A 23,285-nucleotide genomic window follows, 5' to 3' on the forward strand; every position below is an offset into this window, starting at 1 on the left:
TTTTGCTCCTCAGTCTGATGATGTTGTAATACCCACATGACATTTCGTGGATAAGATAGAACGTTAAGGATTTTCATGTTGTTCTACCTCTATCCATTCAGTTAAGCCTCGTGCTTTGCCATAACTCATTAACCTATTGCTAAAGAGATAAGGGGCATCGTTAGACGCTAAAACTTGTTGAATATCTTGAAAGTCAGGGTGGTCTTTCATCAGTGTCAGTGCATCTTCGATCTCTGAAGCCGTATAATGAAAGGGTTCAGACATCAACATGCTTTGTTTCAATGGACGAGGATAGGTTTCGCACTCAAATCGAACAACACCAGCAATTGCGGTACAAATATCAGCGTGACGATTTAATAATTGCAATTGTGCGAAGTTATCTGACATAAATTCATCAGAGTAAAAATAATCCTCACCATTGAGACTTAAATGGGCGATATCAATAAACTCGTCGCTTTTTAACGCGGTTTCTAACTGCACAATATCTTCTTGAGTAAGAGAATAGGGCGCATCATACAGCGTTGAAATAGCTAGCAGTTCACCTTCTTTTGAACATTGACGTATTGCATTCGCTAGATGTTGTTCAGCAGATAATTCTGCGATTTCTTCAACCTGTTCTTCCTCAAGTACCGTTGTGGTGTTAGTACTGCGTCCAACACCTGTTTCTGATAGTGGCAGTAGCCAACGGCGGCGAGAGATATCAGGTTGCTCTAACGCAATATCTGCATCATCAGCAATATCGGGTGGTATAGAAGCTGATGCATTTTGTTCTATCATCATGATCTCCTTCTTTTACCGATTAACTTGGTAATAAACCACGAGACGCTAAATCGTCAGCAATATCTTGCAATCCAAGGCGAACCAACGTTTCTTTTGTTGGGCAACCTAACTGCGGATCCCAGCCCATTTCTTCATAGAACATGGTGAGAGAAAGCTGCATATCTTCTCTATCCATTTTGTCTGTACCTTCAGTAAAGACAGGAATATCAGGATCTTTATCGAACACCCATGAGCAAATTTGGTCATGCTCGTTACGCATATCCATGGTATTCATTAATTTTACGGTATAAGCACGGTGTAAAGTGAAGATACGCTCTGAGGCCAAATCCAGATCTTTAGAGGTTGTTGGTTCACCTGTAATAGCGGTAAAGAATTTAGCTTCCATTTCTAAGTCACCACGATAATTGCGGCTTTTATGAGGTGAAACCGTCATTGGCCAAACCCAGTTACATAAAGTGACTGCATCGTGTAAGCAACTACGTAAAATTGTCCATTTGGTGTACGCAATTTTTGCTTTATTGATTGGTGTGTAGTTTTTGGTTTCATCAAAAGCATCACCAGAACCAAATAGCTCACCAGCAATCTCTTTTTGCAGTTTCAGAGGTAAACCACTACCGATATAGTTGATATGGGTATGTGTCATCGCATCGCGGTTAAACATACAGTTAACGATAGAACCGACTTGGGCAGAGGCTTCATTGGCGTGGTGAATAGGAAAGCCCATTGGTGACCAAAGTTTATTTTTCTTGTTCGCCCAATACTCTTCACCTAAATTCCATCGTTGTGCAATTAGGTAAGAGCCATCAGCTAGGTGACTAAATTCACCTTTACGGTGCGCTAAGCGATAATAGAAATCTTTGATAAATTCAGGATTACCTTCTTCAAGCTTATCCCAAGGAATATCATTATATTCCTCTTCAGAAAGAACGCGTTTAAAGACACCATGGGTGTAGCAATAAGTGAAGTCACGATGAAGTTGGCCGTAGTTACACCATAACCCCATATCATCAAAAATATTCAGACCCACTAAGTTACCAACAACGTTACCATCCCCTTTTTTCTCTACATCTTTTGGGCCATTAGGGAAAATAGTTGTGTGAACAAAGTTAGCAACACAAGTATTACCACCTGTTTGTGGTACACCAAATTTTTTCGCTTGTGGAACGTTAAGTTGTGCCATACAGCGAATAGGGCAAGAGTGACATCCCCCCATTTTGACAGTGTATTCTTCTGCTTCAGGGCCTAAGTCAAAGGTGGATTTCATGGTTCTGAAACCGACAGTATTGATATCACCAGGAGGAATCTCACCAGTTTCAATTGGGCCACCTTCAGCAGCTCCCCAATACAGTCCTTTACGTGCAGTCCAACGAGAGCCTGGATCTGAATACTCAGCCCAAGATTGTGGTGTACTTGGTACAACGTGGTTGTTATTGGAGCCAATTAATTGCGTCATCATGTAGTCGTTAAGCTCTTTTAATGCTTTACGATCAGCAACGTTAACGCCACGGCTACCTTCTACCACAATGGCTTTTAATTTTTTAGAACCTAATACGGCACCAACGCCAGCACCACCACTGTGGTTACGGCTATTAATAATGCCAGATAAAGGTACAAGGTTTTCACCAGCAGGGCCAATGGTTGCAACACAAGCTTCAGGGCTTGTTTGAGCACATAACTCTTCTGTGGTTTGGCGAACGCCTTTACCCCATAAGAAAGAGGCATCTTCAATAGATACTTGGTCATCATCAATATGGATCCAAACAGGCTTATCTGATTTACCTTCAATAATCAGAGAGTCATAGCCTGCAAATTTCATCCATGCTGCAAAAAAACCGCCCATATGAGCATCAACAACGAGATTGCCACGAGTAAAAGTGGAAAGAGAAGTGATATTGACGCGAGAGCTACAAGGTGCGCCTGATCCAGTTAAAGGCCCTACAGCGAAGACAACTTTGTTTTCTTCATCAAAAGGTTTAACTCCAGGACCAACTTCGTCATACATAATTTTATAACCAAAGCCCATACCACCAATTAAGGATTTAAATTTACTTGAGCTTTCACGAGTGATGGCACCGGTAGTTAAATTGATTCTTAGAATATTTCCAGTCCAGCCGTTAATCATAATATTGCTTCCTAATCTAAATGTGGTTCAGTGATGTAATTGTATGGATTTTATTAAACAGTAATTTCTTTCCATTCAATAATTTGCAACGCACCAGTTGGGCACGCTGATGCACACTCACCACATAAATTACATTTGCCGGATTTTTTAGTTTGTGGATTGACAGTTGCCATCATCCACGGGCAAGCCGTTGTACAGGCAGCACAACCAATGCAGCGGCGTGTATCTACGACAATACAACCAAACTCTTCTTGATAACGGATAGCTTTTACAGGACACACCTTCATACATTCTGGATCTTTACATTGACGACAAGTATCCGTTGTAAAGTTTAAATCGCCATAAAGCCCACCACCGGAGCCAATACCTTTATCACCAAAATAGAAATGGCGATGAATTTTTGTTCGAGAAAAGAAGGAACCAACACTTCCATCGTTCCATGTTGTACATGCTGTTTCACAACGGTGACAGCCAGTGCAACGTGCTCGATTAGTAACTAAAACGCCTTTAGGTGTTGTGGTTAATTGAATGATGCCGCTGTCTATTTCTTCTTGCTTACAACCTAAAAGAGAAAGCAATGCGGGTGCTATAGTGATCCCTGCAAGCCCTTTACCGGATATTCGCAGAAACTCTAGTCTTGATAGCCCAATATCTAATATTGGACGATGATGTGTATCAGACATTAATATTTATCTCCGCTTAACTAATTTAATAAGAAATAAGTTGTGATGATAAATTATTTATTTATCCGCTTGCTTTACCGTTATATAAAAAATATAATAACGCTATCGTTAAGGGATATATTATAAATTTCAACTCTTTTATGATAAAAATACATTGTGATGAAATGTTAAATATTTGTATTTACAATGTGTTATCTCCACTTTTTGCGTATTTTTATTATCCTCTTTGATAGTGTGGGTATTAATAAATTAATACTGTGACTGCTATCATAGAAATAAAAATAGCGCATGTTATTAATTTTATTTAATTAAATGATTATTATTTTTATCTGTAATTAAGAAAGAGAATAAATACCATTTATATATATTCTATTATTGAAATTAAATTAAAGGTGATTTGCTCTTATATTCTATCTAATATTATTGTTTTAATAATAAATTGATATTTGATATTAATTGTTTATTTAGTCAAAAATTGATATTGATTATTATTAATAGAATAATATATGAATAAATTGTAAAACCATGACTAGATCATTTTTATAAAAAAAGAAACCTTTTCTAATTGAGAGAAGGTTTCTTATATTAATATCATTATGAGGTTTAGGGACTAGTAACCTACAGCTTTCCCCGCCGGGCGACGAACATCATTTGATCCATAAAGATAACCTTCACGTACTGCACCAGAAACAGCAGAATCATTGCCTGATGATGCAGGGATAACACCTTCTTCTCCAGGAAGCCCAACCATAATGAGTTCAGCGGCTCCCCATGGGGTTTGTTCTACCATTTTATATCCCATGGCAGAGAGTTTTTCTAAAGTGTCTTTTGATAATCCTCGTTGCTCATAATAAACCTCATCCGGTAACCATTGATGGTGAATGCGAGGGCTATTAACTGCTTCTTGTGGGGGCATTCCAAACTCAATGATATTAAGTGCCGTTTGTAAGGTGATCGAGATAATACGTGAACCTCCTGGCGATCCTAAAATAAGGAAAGGTTTGCCTTCTTTAGTGACAATTGTTGGGCTCATTGATGATAGTGGGCGTTTTAATGGTGCAATACTATTGCGTTCACCTTGCACTAAACCATAGAGATTTTTTTCACCAACTTTGGTTGTAAAATCATCCATCTCATTATTGAGGAAAAAGCCAGTGCCAGGGGCAATAACAACGGCACCAAAGCGACCATTAATGGTGTAAGTGGTCGAAACTGCATTGCCGTCTTTATCCATTACTGAGTAGTGTGTTGTTTCAGGACTTTCATGAGGAGCTATGCCGGGTTGTACATTTTCTGATGGCGTTGCTTTATTCGGTTTAATTTGTTGGCGAAGTTCGGTGGCGTAAGCTTTACTTAATAACTTTTCTGTTGGGTTTTTAATAAATTGGGGGTCACCAAGAAACGTATTTCTGTCCATATAAGCATGGCGCATTGCTTCTGTCAGAGTATGAACATATTCAGCCGAGTTAAAGCCCATCGATTTAAGATCGTAACCTTCTAAAATATTCAACGTTTGACAGATAGTGACCCCCCCTGAACTTGGCGGTGGTGCAGAAATAAACTCATAACCTCGATAAGTGCAGGTGATAGGTTTGGTTTCTGTAATCGTGAAGTTAGCAAAATCTTCTTGAGTTAACAGGCCATTATGTTGTTTCGATGCTTCTTCAACTTTTTTAGGGATTTCACCTTGATAAAATGCATCAGCACCTTGGTTTGCAATTAGTTCAAGTGTATTGGCTAAGTCAGTTTGAATGAGACGATCACCCGGTTGCCATGGCGTTCCATCTGGTTTTAAGAAAATTTTTGCCGATTCAGGATCTTGCTTAAAGCGTTCTGTTGTTGTTTCTAATACATCCGTATCAGCACGCGTTAAAATATAGCCTTCTCTTGCAAGCTTAATGGCTGGCGCCATGACATCTTTGCGTGAAAGTGTACCGTATTTTTCTAACGCAGAATCAAGACCTTTGACTGTACCAGGTACACCTGATGCGAGATAACCGTATAAACTGGCATCTTTAATTAAATTACCTTCTTTATCTAAATACATATTTTTAGAAGCCGCAGTGGGCGCTGTTTCCCTAAAATTAATAAAGGTATTTGTGCCATCAGCAAGGTGTATGGTCATAAAACCACCACCACCAATGTTACCACAGCAGGCATTTACTACAGCTTGGGCATAACCAACAGCAACAGCCGCATCAATGGCATTCCCTCCTTTTTGTAAAATATCATTCCCTACTTGGGATGCTAAATGTTGAGAAGAGACAACCATACCATGTTGTGCTTCAACAGCAGGCTCATAGGCTGCATAAAGTGAGTGTGAAAAAAGGGTAGTGAGTAACAGCAGGTGAGTTCTTTTTATAATAATCATTATTATCTCCATTAATAACAGTGAGTTATCTTGAATAAAGACAAATAAAATAGGAGTGGTATACGCTGTTATTAATAATAATTAACAATTGCGTAACAATAAGTATAGAGAGAGGTTATTGCTGAGGAGAATTTTTTTTGATGTGATGATCACAAAATTCTCTTTAAGCTGGAAAATAATAAGATTATGGATAATTAATAATGGTAATAAGGGGATGAGCTAAGAATAGCTAAATGTGGCGATAAACAATAAAAAAAGCCTGTTTTCACAGGCTTTTAGAAATGCTTTAGCTTACTGTTAAATTACAGTTTGCCAGAGTTTGCTTTTAGATATTTAGCAACGCCGTCTGGAGATGCACCCATACCTTCTTGACCTTTTTCCCACTGAGCAGGGCAAACTTCGCCGTGTTCTTCGTGGAATTGCAGAGCGTCAACCATACGGATCATTTCATCAATGTTACGACCTAATGGCAGATCGTTAACGACTTGGTGACGAACAATACCTTCTTTGTCAATCAGGAATGAACCACGCAGTGCAACGCCAGCTTCTGGGTGTTCAATACCGTAAGCTTTGATGATGTCATGTTTGATATCAGCAACCATTGGATATTTAACTTCACCAATACCACCGTCATCAATAGGAGTTTTACGCCATGCGTTATGAACGAATTCTGAGTCCATAGAAACACCGATGATTTCAACACCGCGTTTTTTGAATTCTTCAAAACGGTGATCAAATGCAATCAGTTCTGAAGGGCAAACAAAAGTAAAATCCATTGGCCAGAAGAAAATAACGGCAGGTTTGCCTTTGATAAATGAATGCAGGTTGAAATCGTTAACAATTTCGCCATTACCTAAAACGGCAGCAGCTGTGAAATCAGGGGCTTTGCGAGTAACCAGAACCATAATGTACTCCTGTAAATTGAAAGAGTTTATACTCGTCATATTTCAAGTTGTAGCGTTGTTGACTACGTTCATTCGCACTAGTCACATACTTTTGTATGCTCCTAGCGACTCATTTACTTGTCGCACTAGTCACATACTTTTGTATGCTCCTAGCGGCTCATTTACTTGTCGCCTAGCCACATCTTGAATTATTTAGAGCAAATTCAGGGTGTATACCCTGTTTTTAAATAATGACTACAGCATAAATAATCAATCGCTATTGATAAAGTAAAACAAAACAATCTATTTGATAGATTATAACTATCAACTTAATACAACAAAGTAGGATTATTTATGACTCCTTGTATAACCATTCATTCTAATCAACTTTGAAAATGAATACTATGCTTGTTAACAAATCGTTACGAATAATATGATAAATTGACTTAGCATCTCTTTGATATCACGAATGTAATCCTACGATATGACAACAAGATGAAACTCAAAATAGCGGTTAAATGTATCAGTTATCCAGTTGATGATGTTGTGCTCTTTCTAGCAATTGTGGATAAAATTGCCAGAAAATCTCACTTAATTCATCATAATGGGTTTCAAGTGCAATATAAGAGCCAGCTAGCGCACTTAATCGTGGCCTTCTTCTCGCCATTCCTTTTAATGTTTGAGCTATATACGTTTTATCAGCGTAACGAATTAACCAAGATTGTGACCACAAATATTCGTTGAGTTCTTGAAATTTTTCAGGTGTTTGCCATAAATCTGGCTCAATAATATTTCGTGTTTTAGTGACGAATTCAGTTAAAGACATGTTTGGTTCGAATTGAGGCCAATTTAAGGAGAGAAAATGGTCCCAAAAGACATCTAAAGTTATAGGGGCGACTCGACGATATTCGGCAGGGAACAACAAACGAGCTTGTTTTACTAACGGGTGAGTGTCTGTGAGCACATCGATGCGTCTATGCATGCGAATGCCCTCAATAACAGCTTGGCTGTAATCAGAGCTAGGCGTGCCTTTGACGTAATCTGCCATCATATTACCTAATAGAGAGCTTTTTGCTCTAAAGGCCAGATGTAGGTGAGCGAGATAATTCATTGGATCATCATAGCGCTTTTTGAATAAAAAAGGGCTTCTTTGTTGCACTGATAAGCTGGCAGCACTAGACTAGTCCGCCTGTTTTTTATGAAAGTAGTCGTTTAATTATGCGTGTATCAGACTTTACATTTGAATTGCCAGAAGCCTTGATTGCTCACTATCCACAACCTCAACGCAGCGGTTGTCGTTTGCTCTCTTTAGAGGGTGAGACTGGTGCTTTATCACACGGTATTTTTACCGATGTGTTAGATAAAATAAATGCTGGTGATCTGCTGGTTTTTAATAATACTCGCGTGATCCCTGCGCGTATTTATGGCCGCAAAGCGTCAGGCGGTAAAATCGAAGTGTTAGTTGAGCGTATGCTCGATGAGCATCGCGTGCTTGCTCATGTTAGAGCCTCTAAATCGCCGAAAGAAGGTGCAGTTCTTGTGTTAGGCGAGGATGAAAGTGTACAAGCAACTATGGTTGCGCGTCATGATACGCTTTTTGAAATTCGCTTTGATGATGAAAGAGATATTCTCACCATTCTGAATAGTATTGGGCATATGCCTTTACCTCCTTATATTGATCGTCCTGATGAAGAATCGGATAAAGAGCTTTATCAAACGGTCTATAACGAGCGCCCAGGTGCCGTTGCTGCACCTACTGCAGGATTGCACTTTGATGAACCATTACTTCAAGCCTTAAAAGAAAAAGGGATTGAGATGGCATTTGTCACACTGCATGTTGGCGCAGGAACTTTCCAACCTGTACGTGTTGATAATATTGAAGAACACACAATGCATTCTGAATACGCAGAAGTACCACAAGACGTGGTTGATGCTGTATTAGCGTGTAAAGCGCGCGGTAATCGTGTGATTGCTGTAGGTACAACTTCTGTTCGCTCATTAGAAAGTGCAGCGAAAGCAACAAACGATGCGTTAATTGCTCCTTTCTTTGATGATACTCAAATCTTTATTTATCCTGGTTACCAATACCAAGTTATTGATGCGTTGATTACTAATTTCCATTTACCAGAATCAACATTAATCATGCTGGTTTCTGCTTTTGCTGGGTATAAAAATACCATGAATGCTTATAAAGAAGCTGTTGAGCAAGAGTATCGTTTTTTCAGCTATGGTGATGCGATGTTTATTACGCGTAATCCTTTAGCTATCAATGAAAAAGTCGGACAAGAATAAAGATTTATTATTCTTTTTAACGATTTTCTTCATTTTATGAAGTGTTATTTCAATTTTATGGCTTAATCCCTTTGACTAAGCATGGGTTTTTGTTGAAGTAACATATACAGCCGTCTAACAAATGATTAGAATGTGCTGTTTTTTATTGCGCATTGGACTGTTTTTCTGATGCTTGGAGGATGAGTGAAATACGAATTAGATAAAACCGACGGTAATGCTCGTCGTGGTCGCCTTATTTTTGAACGTGGTGTTGTTGAAACACCTGCATTTATGCCAGTGGGTACTTACGGTACTGTAAAAGGAATGACGCCTGAAGAAGTTAAAGCGACAGGCGCGCAAATTCTTTTAGGTAATACCTTCCACTTATGGTTACGCCCAGGTCAAGAAATCATGAAATTACATGGTGATTTACATGATTTCATGCAATGGCAAGGCCCTATCTTAACGGATTCAGGTGGTTTCCAAGTCTTTAGTTTAGGCGCAATGCGTAAAATTAAAGAAGAAGGTGTTCACTTTCGTAACCCTATTAACGGTGAAAAGATTTTCTTAAGCCCAGAAAAATCAATGGAAATCCAATACGACTTAGGTTCTGATATTGTGATGATTTTTGATGAATGTACGCCATATCCTTCAGACTGGGATTACGCAAAAAATTCAATGGAAATGTCATTACGTTGGGCTAAACGTAGTCGTGAACGCTTTGATGAACTCAATAACAAAAATTCATTATTCGGTATTATTCAAGGCGGTGTTTACGAAGATTTACGTGATATCTCCGTAAAAGGGCTAGTCGAAATTGGTTTTGACGGTTACGCTGTCGGCGGCCTTGCTGTCGGTGAACCTAAAGAAGATATGCATCGTATTTTAGAGCATGTTTGCCCTCAAATTCCTGCGAATAAACCGCGTTATTTAATGGGGGTTGGTAAACCAGAAGATTTAGTTGAAGGTGTGCGTCGCGGTATTGATATGTTTGACTGCGTTATGCCGACACGAAATGCACGAAATGGTCATCTATTTGTAACTGATGGTGTGATAAAAATTCGTAATGCAAAACATCGTTCAGATACATCAACATTAGATGAACATTGTGATTGCTATACTTGTAAAAATTATAGCCGCGCTTATTTACATCACCTTGATCGTTGTAACGAAATTTTAGGCGCAAGGCTGAACACTATCCACAACTTGCGTTATTATCAGCGTTTGATGGCTGAAATTCGTCAGTCTATTGAAGACTCGCGTTTTGAAGAGTTTGTACATGAATTCTACGAACGTATTGGAAAACCCGTACCACCGCTAAATGGCAGTGCGAGTAAGTGTGATTAATGTATACGAGAAAGCCCAATTCTGTGTATGATATTGGGCTTATAACTTGAATATCGTCGATATCGACAACAATGAGGAAAAGTGAATGAGTTTTTTCATTTCTGATGCTGTAGCTTCTGCTGGACAAGCAGCACCTGAAGCTAGCTTTATGTCTATTTTACCGATGTTAGTGATCTTTATTCTGATTTTCTATTTTATGATCCTACGTCCACAGCAAAAACGTACTAAAGAACATCGTAAACTGATGGATTCTATCGGTAAAGGTGATGAAGTTTTAACAACGGGTGGTTTAATCGGTCGTGTTGTTAAGGTTTCAGATAACGGCTATATCGTTGTTGCTCTGAATGAAACAACTGAAGTAACTATCAAACGTGACTTTGTTGCCGCTGTATTACCTAAAGGCACAATGAAAGCTATTTAATTACATTTCCCCAAAGGGAAAAGGGAACTGCCGTGCTAAACCGTTATCCTTTGTGGAAGTACCTGATGTTGATAGCCGCTATCCTCATCGGTCTGCTTTACGCACTTCCTAACCTATATGGTGAGGATCCGGCTGTTCAAATCACTGGCGCGCGGGGAACCGCCGCCAATGAGCAAACACTGGATCAAGTTCGATCTTTATTAGATAAAGAAAAAATTGAAGCGAAATCTATTGCACTTGAAAATGGTGCAATCTTGGCTCGTTTCGGTAACCCTGACATTCAATTACGTGCTCGTGAAGTGTTGTTGCCTGCATTAGGCGACCAGTTCATTGTTGCGCTTAACCTTGCACCGGCAACACCTAAATGGTTAGAAGCCATTGGCGGTGAACCGATGAAACTAGGGTTAGACTTACGTGGTGGTGTTCACTTCCTAATGGAAGTTGATATGGAAACTGCGCTAGGTAAACTTCAAGAACAAAATGTTGAAAGTCTGCGTACATTATTACGCGACGAAGGCATTCCGTATTCTTCTATTCGTAAAACGGATAACTATGGCGTTGAAATCCGTTTCCGTAACTCGGATGATCGCTCTAAAGCTTCAGATTACCTGACTCGTCGTAACCAAGATCTCATTTTTAGAGATGGTGCTAATAACTCATTAAGAGCTATTTTTACTGATGAACGTTTACGTGATGCGCGTACTTATGCAGTACAGCAAAACATTACCATTTTACGTAATCGTGTTAACCAGTTAGGGGTTGCTGAGCCATTAGTTCAACGCCAAGGCGCTGACCGAATTGTTGTTGAATTACCGGGTATCCAAGATACCGCACGTGCTAAAGAAATTTTAGGTGCGACAGCAACATTAGAATTCCGCTTAGTCAATACTACCGTTGATCCTTCTGCTTTAGAGACTGGCCGTATTCCGGGTGACTCCGAAGTGAAATATACCCGTGAAGGTAGACCAACTATTCTTTATAAACGCGTTATTTTAACCGGTGACCACATTACTGATTCAACCTCTCAGGCTGATGAATATGGTCAACCTCAAGTGAATATTTCACTTGATAGTGCGGGTGGTTCTATCATGTCTAACTTTACAAAAGATAACGTCGGTAAACCGATGGCAACTCTTTTTGTAGAGTATAAAGACAGCGGTAAACGTGATGAGAACGATCGCGCTGTATTGGTTAAAAGTGAAGAAGTTATCAACGTTGCGAATATTCAAAGTCGTTTAGGGAATAGCTTCCGTATTACAGGTATTTCAAATGCGAATGAAGCACGTCAATTATCACTGTTATTACGTGCTGGTGCGTTGATTGCACCTATTCAAATCGTTGAAGAAAGAACGATTGGTCCAACTTTGGGTCTGCAAAATATTACCCAAGGTTTAGAAGCGTGTTTATGGGGTCTGATTGCGTCAGTTGCCTTTATGATAATTTATTATCGTAAATTTGGTGTGATTGCGAGTACTGCATTAATGGCAAACTTGGTGTTAATCGTTGGGGTAATGTCACTATTACCGGGTGCAACACTGACCATGCCGGGTATTGCGGGTATCGTATTAACACTTGCCGTCGCCGTCGATGCCAACGTACTGATAAACGAACGTATCAAAGAAGAGTTACGTAATGGTCGATCAGTACAACAAGCAATCCATGAAGGTTATAAAGGTGCCTTCTCCAGTATTATTGATGCGAACTTAACCACATTAATTACAGCGGTGATCCTTTATGCAGTCGGTACCGGCTCAATCAAAGGCTTTGCTATCACAACTGCAATCGGGGTTGCAACATCCATGTTTACCGCTATCGTCGGTACTCGTGCGATTGTAAACCTGCTGTATGGTGGTAAACGCGTTAAGAAACTGTCTATTTAAGGAGCACGTTGTGGCACAGGATTATACTGTTGAACAATTAAACCATGGTCGTAGAGTCATTGACTTTATGCGTTGGGACAACGTCGCCTTTAGTATTTCGTTTCTGCTTTTGATAGCATCAATTGCTATCATTTCCGTGAAAGGATTTAACTGGGGACTGGATTTTACAGGTGGTACAGTAATTGAGATCAATCTCAGTCAACCAGCCGACCTTGATAAAATGCGTGATAGCCTAGATGCAGCGGGCTTTAAAGATCCTCTGTTACAAAACTTTGGTAGCAGCCGCGATATTATGGTGCGTATGCCTCCTGTTGAAGGACAGGCTGGTCAAGAATTAGGTAAGAAAGTTATCGATGTTATCAATGCTAAAGTTGATAACGATGCTGTGGTAAAACGTATTGAATTTGTTGGGCCAAGTGTGGGAAGTGAATTGGCTCAAACAGGTGCAATGGCGTTATTATCCGCACTTATCTGTATTCTTATCTATGTTGGATTCCGTTTTGAATGGCGTTTGGCGTTAGGTGCTGTTATTGCACTTGCGCATGACGTGGTGATAACACTAGGTGTTCTTTCACTGTTCCACATAGAGGTTGACTTAACCATTGTAGCGTCATTGATGTCTGTTATAGGTTACTCACTGAATGATAGTATCGTTGTATCAGACCGTATTCGTGAGAACTTCCGTAAAATTCGTCGAGGAACATCATATGAAATTATGAACGTTTCTCTGACACAGACATTAAGCCGTACCATCATGACATCAGCAACAACATTACTGGTTGTATTAATGCTGTATATCTTTGGTGGTTCAATGCTAGAAGGTTTCTCTTTAGTCATGTTGATCGGTGTTTCAATTGGTACTATTTCTTCCATTTATGTGGCTTCTGCATTAGCACTGAAAATGGGAATGAAACGTGAACACCTGATTGTACAGAAAGTGGAAAAAGAGGGTGCCGATCAGACAACTCTCTTACCATAATAGAGCGTTTTTCTGATAAAACATCGCAAACACCCTGCCAGTGTATACTGACAGGGTGTTTTTTGTTCACTGAACAGGTACACTGTTTATGAGTATTGTCAAAAGTAGGAATAACTATGCATTGCCCATTTTGTGGAGCCGTAGATACCAAGGTAATTGATTCCAGACTTGTTGGTGATGGTTCACAAGTGCGCCGTCGTCGCCAATGTCTTGTTTGTCATGAACGTTTTACTACCTTTGAAGTAGCAGAGTTAGTGATGCCTCGTGTTGTGAAAAGTGATGAAATTCGTGAGCCTTTTGATGAAGAGAAACTTCGTCGAGGTATGCTTAAAGCATTAGAAAAACGTCCTGTTAGTTCGGATGATGTTGAAGCTGCGATAAGCCATATCAAATCACAATTAAGAGCAACAGGTGAAAGGGAAATACCTTCAAAAGAAATTGGCAATTTTGTAATGGAACAACTAAAAAAACTCGATAAAGTGGCTTACATTCGCTTTGCTTCTGTTTATCGTAGTTTTGAGGATATCCGTGATTTTGGTGAAGAAATCGCAAAATTACAGGATTAATATATTAATACTGTGCCTTATTTAATAATTTGAAAAATAACGATAAATAATAAAATTAAATGTAATTATTATGACAAATAACAACAGCAACAACCAACACGAAAATGAAAGCCTGAACGATGAATACTACATGCGTCGAGCGATTGAGCTTGCTGCATTAGGTCGCTTTACAACATCACCTAATCCGAATGTAGGCTGTGTGATTGTTAAAGAAGGCGACATTGTTGGCGAAGGTTATCATCATCATGCTGGTGGCCCACATGCAGAAGTTAATGCGTTGAAAATGGCTGGTGATAAAGCAAAAGGGGCAACAGCTTATGTTACGCTTGAGCCTTGTAGCCATTTCGGTAAAACACCACCTTGCGCTGATGCTTTGATTAATGCCGGGGTAAAACGAGTTGTTGCTGCGATGCAAGATCCTAATCCTCAAGTTGCAGGTCGTGGATTGCACAAATTACTATCAGCGGGAATTGATGTCTCACATGGCGTATTAATGCAAGAAGCTGAAAAACTGAATGTTGGTTTTTTCAAACGAATGAGAACCGGCTTTCCTTACGTTCAGTTAAAACTTGGCGCGTCTTTAGATGGTAAAACAGCATTAGCATCGGGAGAAAGCCAATGGATAACGTCTAAAGCATCCCGCCGTGATGTACAAAATTTCAGAGCACAAGCAAGTGCTATCTTGACTACTAGTGCGACAGTATTAGCAGATGATCCCTCCATGAATGTGCGTTGGGATGAGCTTTCAGATGAAATCAAAGCTATTTATCCTAAAGAAACATTACGCCAACCTATTCGTATTGTCACTGATAGCCAAAATAGAGTAACAGACAATCATAAAATTACTCAAATCGAAGGCGAATGCTGGTTAGCGCGTACAAAATCACAGCCAAGTGATTGGCAAGGCAATGTTTCAGAAATTCTATTACCAACGAATGGTAAAAACAGTGGTGTAGATTTAGTTTTATTAATGATGCAATTGGGTAAACGCAATATCAATACTGTATGGGTTGAAAGTGGGGCACATTTTGCTGGCGCATTATTAGAAGCTGGGCTTGTTGATGAACTTATTATCTATATCGCACCTAAAATTTTAGGGAATGATGCACGAGGTTTATTTGCACTTTCGCCCCTTTCATCATTATCCGAAGCACCTGAATTTACAGTAGATTCTCTTCAACAGATTGGCTCTGATATCAGAGTTTGTTTAAAACCTCGTTATTAATAGACGCAAATAAGTGTGTCTACGGCGCTATTTGTAGTAAAATAGCGCTGTGTGTGTTATTTCCTGTCGTTACGACATCGTTATCAGCCAACTAAATGCCTTGATTTATCAAGGGTTTTTGGCTCCTTTGCTGTGTAATAATAAAACAGAGCGCAGTAAGGGAAAGAATATGATAAAATCCGCGCCCCGCGGATAGGAGAAAAAGGTAACCTATGAACGTAATCAAAGGTGTTGTCGCGGCGCCAAACGCACGCGTAGCAATTGCAATTGCCCGTTTTAATAATTTCATCAACGACAGCTTATTAGAAGGTGCGGTTGATGCATTAGAACGTATTGGACAAGTTTCCTCTGAAAATATTACCGTCGTTTGGGTTCCTGGTGCTTACGAGCTACCGTTAACAGTTAAAGCTTTAGCTGAAAGCGACAAATACGATGCAGTTATCGCGTTAGGTACTGTTATCCGTGGTGGAACCGCACATTTTGAATACGTTGCTGGCGAATGTAGCTCTGGTTTATCTCAAGTTGCAATGCAAAGTGAGATCCCTGTGACTTTTGGTGTTTTAACCACTGAAAATATTGAGCAGGCTATTGAACGCGCTGGAACCAAAGCGGGCAACAAAGGTGCTGAAGCTGCAATGACAGCACTTGAAATGATCAATGTACTTAAAGCCATAAAAGGCTAATCATCTGTTTTAACTAAAGGGGAATTTTGTGAAACCTGCTGCTCGTCGTCGTGCTCGTGAGTGTGCTGTTCAGGCTATCTACTCATGGCAATTATCCGGAAATGACATCGCGGATGTGGAATTGGAGTTTTTATCCGAGCAGGATACCCAAGGTGTAGATATTGCTTATTTTCGTGAGCTTTTAGTGGGTGTTGCCATTAATGCAACACGTTTAGATAAGGCAATGGAGCCTTATTTATCCCGCCAACTTGAAGAACTTGGTCAAGTTGAAAAAGCAATTTTACGTTTAGCAATGTTTGAACTAAGCTTCCGCGAAGATGTTCCTTACAAAGTTGCGATTAACGAAGCGATTGAACTGGCTAAGGTATTTGGTGCTGATGATAGCCATAAGTTTGTTAATGGCGTGCTTGATAAAGCAGCACCAATAGTACGACGTAAAAAATAACGTTTTTCACGTTTCCTCTATGGTAAATAATTCAAGGCCGGTATTTCCGGCCTTTTGTTTAATAAAACGAGTTTAGTAGGCACAGCTAAATAGGAAATTGATAATGCCTTGTGGTGAATTCTCCCTTATCAAACAATATTTCACGTCACAGCCTGTAAAACGAAAAGACGTAAGTACAGGTATTGGTGATGACTGCGCAATATTGACAGTACCCGAAAAGCAGCAAGTTGCGATTAGTACCGATACTTTAGTCAGTGGCATTCACTTCCTTCCTTCTATCTCACCTGAAGACTTAGCCTATAAAGCGCTAGCTGTAAATATTAGTGATTTAGCCGCTGTGGGCGCTGATCCTTCTTGGGCATCTCTGGCATTAACATTACCTGATACAAACAGTGAATGGCTTGAGGCTTTTAGTCGTTCTTTCTTTGCATTAGCAGATTATTATGCAATCCAGTTAATTGGCGGTGATACGACTCGTGGACCTTTAAGTTTAACAATCACAATACAAGGACTAGTTCCTCAAGGAACGGCATTATTACGTTCAGGTGCTAAAATAGGTGATTGGATTTACGTTACTGGATTTTTAGGTGATAGTGCAGCAGGGCTTGCCGTCCTACAAAATAGATTACAACCAGCAGAAAAAGAACATAGCGATTATTTTGTCGCAAGGCATTTGCGTCCTCAGCCTCGTTTATTACAAGGCCAAGCATTGCGCCATTTAGCAACATCTGCGATTGATATTTCTGATGGACTTATTTCTGATTTGAACCATATTCTTACGGCAAGTGGTTGTGGTGCGCGCTTAAATTTAGACGCATTACCTTACTCACCAGCGATGAAAGCGGAAGTAAGCGAAGAACAAGCGGAGATTTGGGCATTAAGTGGCGGTGAAGATTACGAATTATGCTTTACGGTACCTGAAATCAACCGTGGCGCGCTAGAGATTGCATTAGCGCATACTGGAGCCGATTTTCATTGTATTGGGCAAATTATGCCGATTGCTGAAGGGATCCGTTACTTACGTGATGGTAAAGATGTACACCCTAATCTTAAAGGGTTTGATCACTTTAGTGATGCTAACGAGTAACCTTACTTTAATCAAAAGGCGCTTTATTAGCGCCTTTGATGATCTTGATAATATCTAAATTTATATTTAAAAAGATTATTAATAATCTCTTATTTTAGTTCTTTTTCACAAATTCAGATTTCAACTTCATTGGCCCAAAGCCATCAATTTTACAATCAATATTATGGTCGCCTTCCACTAAACGGATACCTTTTACTTTAGTACCGATTTTTAGCATGGTTGAGCTACCTTTAACTTTTAGATCTTTAATCACGGTTACTGAATCACCATCAGCTAATAAATTGCCGTTAGCATCTTTAACGATTAGCTCATCGGTATCAACGACAGGTTCAGCATCGTTCCACTCGTGCGCACATTCAGGGCAAACATACATTGCACCATCTTCATAGGTGTATTCTGAATTGCACTTAGGACAAGAAGGTAATGACATAATAATACTCTCAAATTTTATCAAAATGGGAAGTGATTAATCGTCAAAATGAGGATAACACTTGCCCCATAAATTAAAGGACACATTATCGTTTAAGCATGAAAAATTTAAAGTAATGCCCTAAATGATCTGGCATCAGATAATGCGAAAGGGCGATAGTATAATGGATTTGATGGAAATTTGCACCTTTCATAGGTTATGACGTAAGAAGTGAGAAAAAGTAGGCTAGATATAGAGAGTTAAATAGAAAATAAATATAAATAAAAGTAGTTTTAAATATTACTTAACTTTATGATATTAAAGTGATAGTTTGATAAATATAACTAAAAATAAATGCCCTCATCTTAAAAGAGAGCATCATTATTAATAGTGTTAATCTTCTTGTTATTATTTGACAAAATAACTCACCGAGCCACGCTCTATAAGTTTGGTATTTGAGTTAATGATGAGTCCAATCTTCAATCCTTAAACCATCAACTCTCTCAAACTCTTTGGTATTATTTGTAACGACGATTAATCCTTTGCTTCTGGCATGTGCTGCTATATGCAAGTCATTATCACCAATGCGTTTACCTTGCTTTTCGAGTGTTGCTCTTATATCACCATAGTGAAAGGCTGCAAGTTCGTCATAAGGTAAAACATTTAGTCTAGAAACGAAATCATTAACAGTAGCTAAATTTTTTGCTGAATTTGAGCTTTTTTCAGCACCATATAGTAGTTCAGCAAGTGTTATTGTTGAAATAGCTAGCTGTTCAACATACTGATTAAATTTTGGTAACAGAAATTCAGGTCTACGTTTAATTGTAAATATAACAATATTCGTATCTAGCAGATATTTAATCATCAAAGGATTCTCTTTCGCTTGTGACTTGATCTGGTCTTTCAGATAAAAAATCATCTGTTACAGACTTTTCAGATAAGAAAAAGCTATCCCATGCATTCTGTATCGGTGTGATAATTCTCTCTTTTCCTTTTACACGAACCACAACGTCTTTTACATCATCAGGAAAACGAGTATCAGCAGGTAAACGAACATTTTGTGTTCTATTGCTCATAAATACTTTGCCATGCTGGATCATAATGATAGCCTCCTTTCAATAACTGCTATATAGCATAAGTATATAGCAGTTTAGAAAGGATACCAAATGAGTTGTATAAAATCTATACGAAAAGTTTTAACTCATTAATGTTAATAGATTATTTTTTATTTTCTATTACCGAGCCACGCTCTATAAGTTTGGGAGTAAGAACCAAAACATTGTCATCAGCATCGATATTTTCCATACGATGTAATAATTGGCTGACAGCCAGTTTACCCAATTCATCTTTGGGTTGGTGGATAGTAGAAAGAGGAGGGATCATATAAGAGGCTAGATCTATATCATCATAGCCCATCACTGAGATATCATCAGGTACACGCAAACCTTTTTGATAAATAGCTTGATAAGCACCAACTGCCATTGCGTCATTACAGGTAAAAACCGCTTGTGGTAAGACAGAATGTGAGAGTAATTTTTGCATTGCGCTAAATCCACCAGCAAATTCAAAATCACTGGTTAACACAAACTCTTCTCGAATAGCGAGTCCTGCTTTTTGCATCGCATTGTAATAGCCTTGCAAACGATGTTTTGCTGGGAGTTTATCTTGTGGACCTGCAATACAGGCAATTTCAGTAAAGCCTTTTTCAATCAGATAATTGGTAGCAATTTCTCCCCCAAGCAGGGAGTTATCTTGAATAATATCTCCACCATATTCAAATGGGGACCAATCCATCATGACCATAGGCAAACGAGGATAACGATTTAGCACTTCATGAGAGGGCGCTCTGGCTTCCGTACACATCAACAATAGGCCATCAACACGCTTTTGTAGCAAGGTTTCAAGGCTACTATCCATTCGTTCATAATCACCTTCGGTATTACATAGAATCAAACTATAGCCTTTTTCATAACAACTGCGTTCAACACCCCGCACAACCTCGGCATAAAAAGGGTTGCTACTTGCTGTTACTAACATACCAATGGTGTGAGTACAGTTCATTTTTAAACTGCGTGCTAAAGCAGAAGGGGCGTAATTTAGGGTTTGAATAGCATCATTAACCTTTTTACGGATCCCTTCACTGACATAACGATTGTTATTGATAACGTGAGAGACTGTTGATGTTGAAACGCCCGCTAAACGGGCGACATCTTTCATTGTTGCCAAAGTACTATGCTCGCTCTGCTAAAAATGATTCGATTTCATGACGCCAAGGGACTGAAGATTGCGCACCATGACGTGTAACTGCAATGGCAGCCGCTGCATGGGCAAAACGAATAGCCTCAACAGAAGGTTTGCCTTCTAATATTGCTGTGACAAATGCACCGTTAAATGTATCACCTGCGGCAATGGTATCAACAGCATCGACACGAAATCCAGGAATTATCATCCCTTTTCCTTGCTCACTAAACCATACACCACGGCTACCTAAAGTGATAAGCACTTGTTTGATACCTTTACGATGTAAAATATCGGCTGCTTTTGCAGCACCCGCTTCATCATGCACAGAAACGCCAGTTAATATTTCGGCTTCTGTCTCATTTGGGGTGATAACATCAATAAAACTCAGAAATTCATCAGATAAAGGTTGAGCTGGAGCTGGGTTTAAAATAACTTTTGTATGATGTGATTTTGCCAGTTTAGCTGCTTCAAATACGGTATCTAACGGTGATTCTAACTGCATTAATAAGGCATCAGCGTGTTCAATAACATGATGATATTGCTCAAGATGTATAGGTGTTAGTGCGCCGTTAGCACCTGCAATGATGCTAATTACGTTTTCACCTTGCTCATTAACAAGGATCATCGCAACACCTGTTGGTGTTTGCGGAATAATACTAATTGCATCAATATGAATATTATCTGTTTTAAATTGTGAGATTATCTCACTGCCAATCGCATCATCACCGACACAAGCAATAAAGGTAATATCGGCGCCACTGCGACCACAAGCAACAGCTTGGTTTGCACCTTTACCACCAAAGGCTATTTTGTATTGATGACCAATAATGGTTTCACCTGGTTTTGGAAATTTTGAAATATTCATAATGTGGTCAACATTAATGCTACCTAGAACAGCAAGGCGAGGTGTTGTCATAGCCTTTATCCTTGTGAAAACGTGTTTTAATGATCAAAGCCACCACGGAGCAACATCACTCCGTGGCATTTGTTGTTATTTTTTAATAACTAACTCAAGTTCGACTGGGATTGTTGCATCCACTTTTTCGCCTTTGAGAATTTTATCTGCAGTTTGGATGCCGATAATACCAATTTGGTCTGGGCGTTGAGCAATGGTTGCGCCTAACATGCCACGGTTTACCGCTTTGATCCCATCATCTGTACCATCGAAACCAATCACTAATACATCGCTACGACCCGCGGTTTGCAATGCACGTAATGCACCTAATGCCATTTCATCATTTTGTGCAAAAACAGCTTGAACCGCAGGATAAGCAGTTAATAGATTTTGCATCACGTTAAGACCTTTTGTGCGGTCAAAATCAGCAGGTTGGCTGGCAAGTATATTCAGTTTGTGAGCATCAACCGCTTGTTTAAAACCTTCACCACGTTCACGAGATGCAGAGGTTCCAGTGATCCCTTCTAGTTGAATAACTTTGGCATCATTGGCCACTTTTTCAGCAATATAGTCACCCGCCATTTTACCACCAAGGCGGTTATCAGAAGCAACATGGCTGACAACTTCACCTTTGTTTGCAACACGATCTAAGGTGATAACTGGGATCTTAGCTTTATTCGCTAAAATAACCGCATTACCTACAGCATCTGAGTCTGTTGGGTTAATGAGCATTAAGCGTGTGCCTTTTACGGTTAAATCTTGCACGTTAGCAAGCTCTTTAGCTGGGTTATCCATCGAGTCAAGCACAACTAAATCGTAACCTAAACGATTTGCTTCTTTCTGTGCACTGTCTTTCATGGTGACAAAGAATGGATTATTGAGTGTAGAGATAACAAGTGCGATAGATTCTTTTGCAAACGCGTTAGCGCTGATTGTGGCACTTAACGCAACAACAGAAAGAAGTGTCGCCATTTTTTTGAGTTTCATAATATAAGTTCCTGTTGGGGTTCGGATTAAGAGAATAGAGAGTTATTTTTTGTTATCTACCAAAACAGCAAGTAAGATGACCACCGCTTTTACTATCATTTGATAGTTTGATGATATTCCTAATAAATTCAGTGCGTTATTTAAGAAGCCTAGAATAAGTGCACCAATTAACGTACCGATAATACGGCCTTTACCACCCGCAAGGCTGGTACCACCCAGAACAACCGCAGCAATGGCATCTAACTCATAACCATTACCAGCCATCGGTTGTGCTGATGAAAGGCGAGCAACTTCAATTACGCTAGCAAGGGCAGCTAACAAACCACACAGTGCATAAACAATAATTTTTATTTTATCGACGCTAATACCAGATAAACGTGTTGCTGATTCATTTCCCCCAAGCGCATAAATATAACGACCTAAACGGGTGTGATGTAATAAATACCATGCACTTAAAAAGACAATCATCATGAGCCAGATTGGAGTTGGGATCCCAAATGGACGACCAATACCAAACCAGCTAAAGAGATCGGCATTATCGCTAAATCCAGTATTAATTGGGCTGCCGTCGGTATAAACACGGGTAACACCGCGCAGTAATAACATCATGACTAATGTAGCAATAAAGGCTTGAACTTTACCTTTTGCCACGATAATCCCTGTTACACCACCAATAGCTGCACCAAGTGCTAATGCACCGATAACCGCAACAAGGGCATTAATATCAGCGCCAACCATAGAAGCAGCAACAGCACCGGTTAATGCAAGCAATGAACCAACAGATAAGTCGATACCAGAGGTTAAAATGACCAGCGTCATGCCAACCGCCATAATGGCGTTAACCGATGTTTGCTGAAGAATGTTGAATATATTGTTTAAGGTAAAGAAATTAGGGCTGAGTGTGGAAACGACAACAATCAGAAGTAGTAATGCTATCAGTGATTTTTGCTCTAATAGCCATGCTTTTGAAAACCAACGTTTTGACGCTGGAATTGAATTCGTGCTCATA

At 39.5% G+C, this 23,285-nt stretch carries 23 protein-coding genes; 10 read left to right on the forward strand and 13 right to left on the reverse strand.

Annotated features, from left to right (window positions below; all coding sequences use genetic code 11):
* Positions 1 to 63: 63 nt before the first annotated feature.
* The 6 genes from LG402_RS03460 to LG402_RS03485 form a co-directional block, all read right to left on the reverse strand.
* Positions 64 to 777, reverse strand: coding sequence for a YdhW family putative oxidoreductase system protein (locus LG402_RS03460; protein WP_227336436.1), 714 nt, complete (start codon positions 775 to 777; stop codon positions 64 to 66).
* 22 nt (positions 778 to 799) lie between these two features.
* Positions 800 to 2,902 (reverse strand): aldehyde ferredoxin oxidoreductase, encoded by a 2,103-nt coding sequence (locus LG402_RS03465; RefSeq protein WP_109408015.1) that lies wholly within the window; start codon positions 2,900 to 2,902, stop codon positions 800 to 802.
* 53 nt (positions 2,903 to 2,955) lie between these two features.
* Positions 2,956 to 3,585 carry a ferredoxin-like protein gene (locus LG402_RS03470; protein WP_006535141.1) on the reverse strand — a complete coding sequence of 210 codons (630 nt, stop codon included), beginning with the start codon at positions 3,583 to 3,585 and terminating at the stop codon, positions 2,956 to 2,958.
* Positions 3,586 to 4,195: 610 nt separating this feature from the next.
* Positions 4,196 to 5,956: a gamma-glutamyltransferase gene (gene ggt, locus LG402_RS03475; protein ID WP_227336437.1), complete on the reverse strand. Its 1,761-nt coding sequence runs from the start codon at positions 5,954 to 5,956 to the stop codon at positions 4,196 to 4,198.
* Positions 5,957 to 6,258: 302 nt separating this feature from the next.
* Positions 6,259 to 6,861, reverse strand: coding sequence for a peroxiredoxin C (locus LG402_RS03480; RefSeq protein WP_109408013.1), 603 nt, complete (start codon positions 6,859 to 6,861; stop codon positions 6,259 to 6,261).
* 502 nt (positions 6,862 to 7,363) lie between these two features.
* Positions 7,364 to 7,951: an ACP phosphodiesterase gene (locus LG402_RS03485; RefSeq protein ID WP_166539472.1), complete on the reverse strand. Its 588-nt coding sequence runs from the start codon at positions 7,949 to 7,951 to the stop codon at positions 7,364 to 7,366.
* Between the two features lie 107 nt (positions 7,952 to 8,058).
* Between LG402_RS03485 and queA the strand changes: the two genes are divergently transcribed.
* From queA to thiL, 10 genes are all read left to right on the forward strand, one after another.
* Positions 8,059 to 9,132 carry a tRNA preQ1(34) S-adenosylmethionine ribosyltransferase-isomerase QueA gene (gene queA, locus LG402_RS03490; RefSeq protein WP_227336438.1) on the forward strand — a complete coding sequence of 358 codons (1,074 nt, stop codon included), beginning with the start codon at positions 8,059 to 8,061 and terminating at the stop codon, positions 9,130 to 9,132.
* Positions 9,133 to 9,315: 183 nt separating this feature from the next.
* On the forward strand, positions 9,316 to 10,458 hold the full coding sequence (gene tgt, locus LG402_RS03495) for a tRNA guanosine(34) transglycosylase Tgt (RefSeq protein ID WP_109408011.1): 1,143 nt from the start codon (positions 9,316 to 9,318) through the stop codon (positions 10,456 to 10,458).
* Positions 10,459 to 10,543: 85 nt separating this feature from the next.
* Positions 10,544 to 10,879 (forward strand): preprotein translocase subunit YajC, encoded by a 336-nt coding sequence (yajC, locus tag LG402_RS03500; RefSeq protein WP_006535133.1) that lies wholly within the window; start codon positions 10,544 to 10,546, stop codon positions 10,877 to 10,879.
* A gap of 32 nt (positions 10,880 to 10,911) precedes the next feature.
* Positions 10,912 to 12,759, forward strand: a complete 1,848-nt coding sequence (secD, locus tag LG402_RS03505) for a protein translocase subunit SecD (RefSeq protein ID WP_075672033.1) — start codon at positions 10,912 to 10,914, stop codon at positions 12,757 to 12,759.
* A gap of 10 nt (positions 12,760 to 12,769) precedes the next feature.
* Positions 12,770 to 13,738: a protein translocase subunit SecF gene (gene secF / locus LG402_RS03510; RefSeq protein ID WP_166539473.1), complete on the forward strand. Its 969-nt coding sequence runs from the start codon at positions 12,770 to 12,772 to the stop codon at positions 13,736 to 13,738.
* A gap of 116 nt (positions 13,739 to 13,854) precedes the next feature.
* Positions 13,855 to 14,304, forward strand: a complete 450-nt coding sequence (gene nrdR, locus LG402_RS03515) for a transcriptional regulator NrdR (protein WP_006535128.1) — start codon at positions 13,855 to 13,857, stop codon at positions 14,302 to 14,304.
* A gap of 70 nt (positions 14,305 to 14,374) precedes the next feature.
* Positions 14,375 to 15,529, forward strand: a complete 1,155-nt coding sequence (ribD, locus tag LG402_RS03520) for a bifunctional diaminohydroxyphosphoribosylaminopyrimidine deaminase/5-amino-6-(5-phosphoribosylamino)uracil reductase RibD (RefSeq protein WP_227336439.1) — start codon at positions 14,375 to 14,377, stop codon at positions 15,527 to 15,529.
* 212 nt (positions 15,530 to 15,741) lie between these two features.
* A complete protein-coding gene (ribE, locus tag LG402_RS03525; RefSeq protein WP_036932916.1) occupies positions 15,742 to 16,212 on the forward strand; it encodes a 6,7-dimethyl-8-ribityllumazine synthase in 471 nt (156 codons plus the stop codon).
* 28 nt (positions 16,213 to 16,240) lie between these two features.
* On the forward strand, positions 16,241 to 16,657 hold the full coding sequence (gene nusB, locus LG402_RS03530; RefSeq protein WP_109408009.1) for a transcription antitermination factor NusB: 417 nt from the start codon (positions 16,241 to 16,243) through the stop codon (positions 16,655 to 16,657).
* Positions 16,658 to 16,760: 103 nt separating this feature from the next.
* Positions 16,761 to 17,744, forward strand: coding sequence for a thiamine-phosphate kinase (gene thiL, locus LG402_RS03535; RefSeq protein ID WP_109408008.1), 984 nt, complete (start codon positions 16,761 to 16,763; stop codon positions 17,742 to 17,744).
* A 94-nt stretch (positions 17,745 to 17,838) separates the two neighbouring features.
* Here thiL and LG402_RS03540 read toward each other — a convergent pair whose 3' ends face one another.
* The 7 genes from LG402_RS03540 to rbsC all read right to left on the reverse strand — a co-directional run bounded on the left by LG402_RS03540 (position 17,839) and on the right by rbsC (position 23,284).
* Positions 17,839 to 18,174: a zinc ribbon domain-containing protein YjdM gene (locus tag LG402_RS03540; RefSeq protein WP_166539475.1), complete on the reverse strand. Its 336-nt coding sequence runs from the start codon at positions 18,172 to 18,174 to the stop codon at positions 17,839 to 17,841.
* 439 nt (positions 18,175 to 18,613) lie between these two features.
* Positions 18,614 to 19,018: a type II toxin-antitoxin system tRNA(fMet)-specific endonuclease VapC gene (gene vapC / locus LG402_RS03545; protein WP_166539476.1), complete on the reverse strand. Its 405-nt coding sequence runs from the start codon at positions 19,016 to 19,018 to the stop codon at positions 18,614 to 18,616.
* A complete protein-coding gene (vapB, locus tag LG402_RS03550) occupies positions 19,011 to 19,253 on the reverse strand; it encodes a type II toxin-antitoxin system VapB family antitoxin (protein WP_088493701.1) in 243 nt (80 codons plus the stop codon). Before vapB ends, vapC begins: the two co-directional genes overlap by 8 nt.
* A 118-nt stretch (positions 19,254 to 19,371) precedes the next feature.
* Positions 19,372 to 20,379, reverse strand: a complete 1,008-nt coding sequence (rbsR, locus tag LG402_RS03555) for a ribose operon transcriptional repressor RbsR (RefSeq protein ID WP_227336440.1) — start codon at positions 20,377 to 20,379, stop codon at positions 19,372 to 19,374.
* 4 nt (positions 20,380 to 20,383) lie between these two features.
* Positions 20,384 to 21,310 carry a ribokinase gene (gene rbsK / locus LG402_RS03560; RefSeq protein ID WP_166539477.1) on the reverse strand — a complete coding sequence of 309 codons (927 nt, stop codon included), beginning with the start codon at positions 21,308 to 21,310 and terminating at the stop codon, positions 20,384 to 20,386.
* A gap of 75 nt (positions 21,311 to 21,385) precedes the next feature.
* Entirely contained in the window at positions 21,386 to 22,276 is an 891-nt protein-coding gene (gene rbsB, locus LG402_RS03565; RefSeq protein ID WP_166539478.1) for a ribose ABC transporter substrate-binding protein RbsB, read from the reverse strand.
* A gap of 42 nt (positions 22,277 to 22,318) precedes the next feature.
* On the reverse strand, positions 22,319 to 23,284 hold the full coding sequence (gene rbsC, locus LG402_RS03570) for a ribose ABC transporter permease (RefSeq protein WP_166539479.1): 966 nt from the start codon (positions 23,282 to 23,284) through the stop codon (positions 22,319 to 22,321).
* Between the last annotated feature and the right edge of the window lies 1 nt (position 23,285).

This window comes from Proteus sp. NMG38-2 (genome assembly GCF_020640995.1).
Classification (GTDB): Bacteria; Pseudomonadota; Gammaproteobacteria; order Enterobacterales; family Enterobacteriaceae; genus Proteus.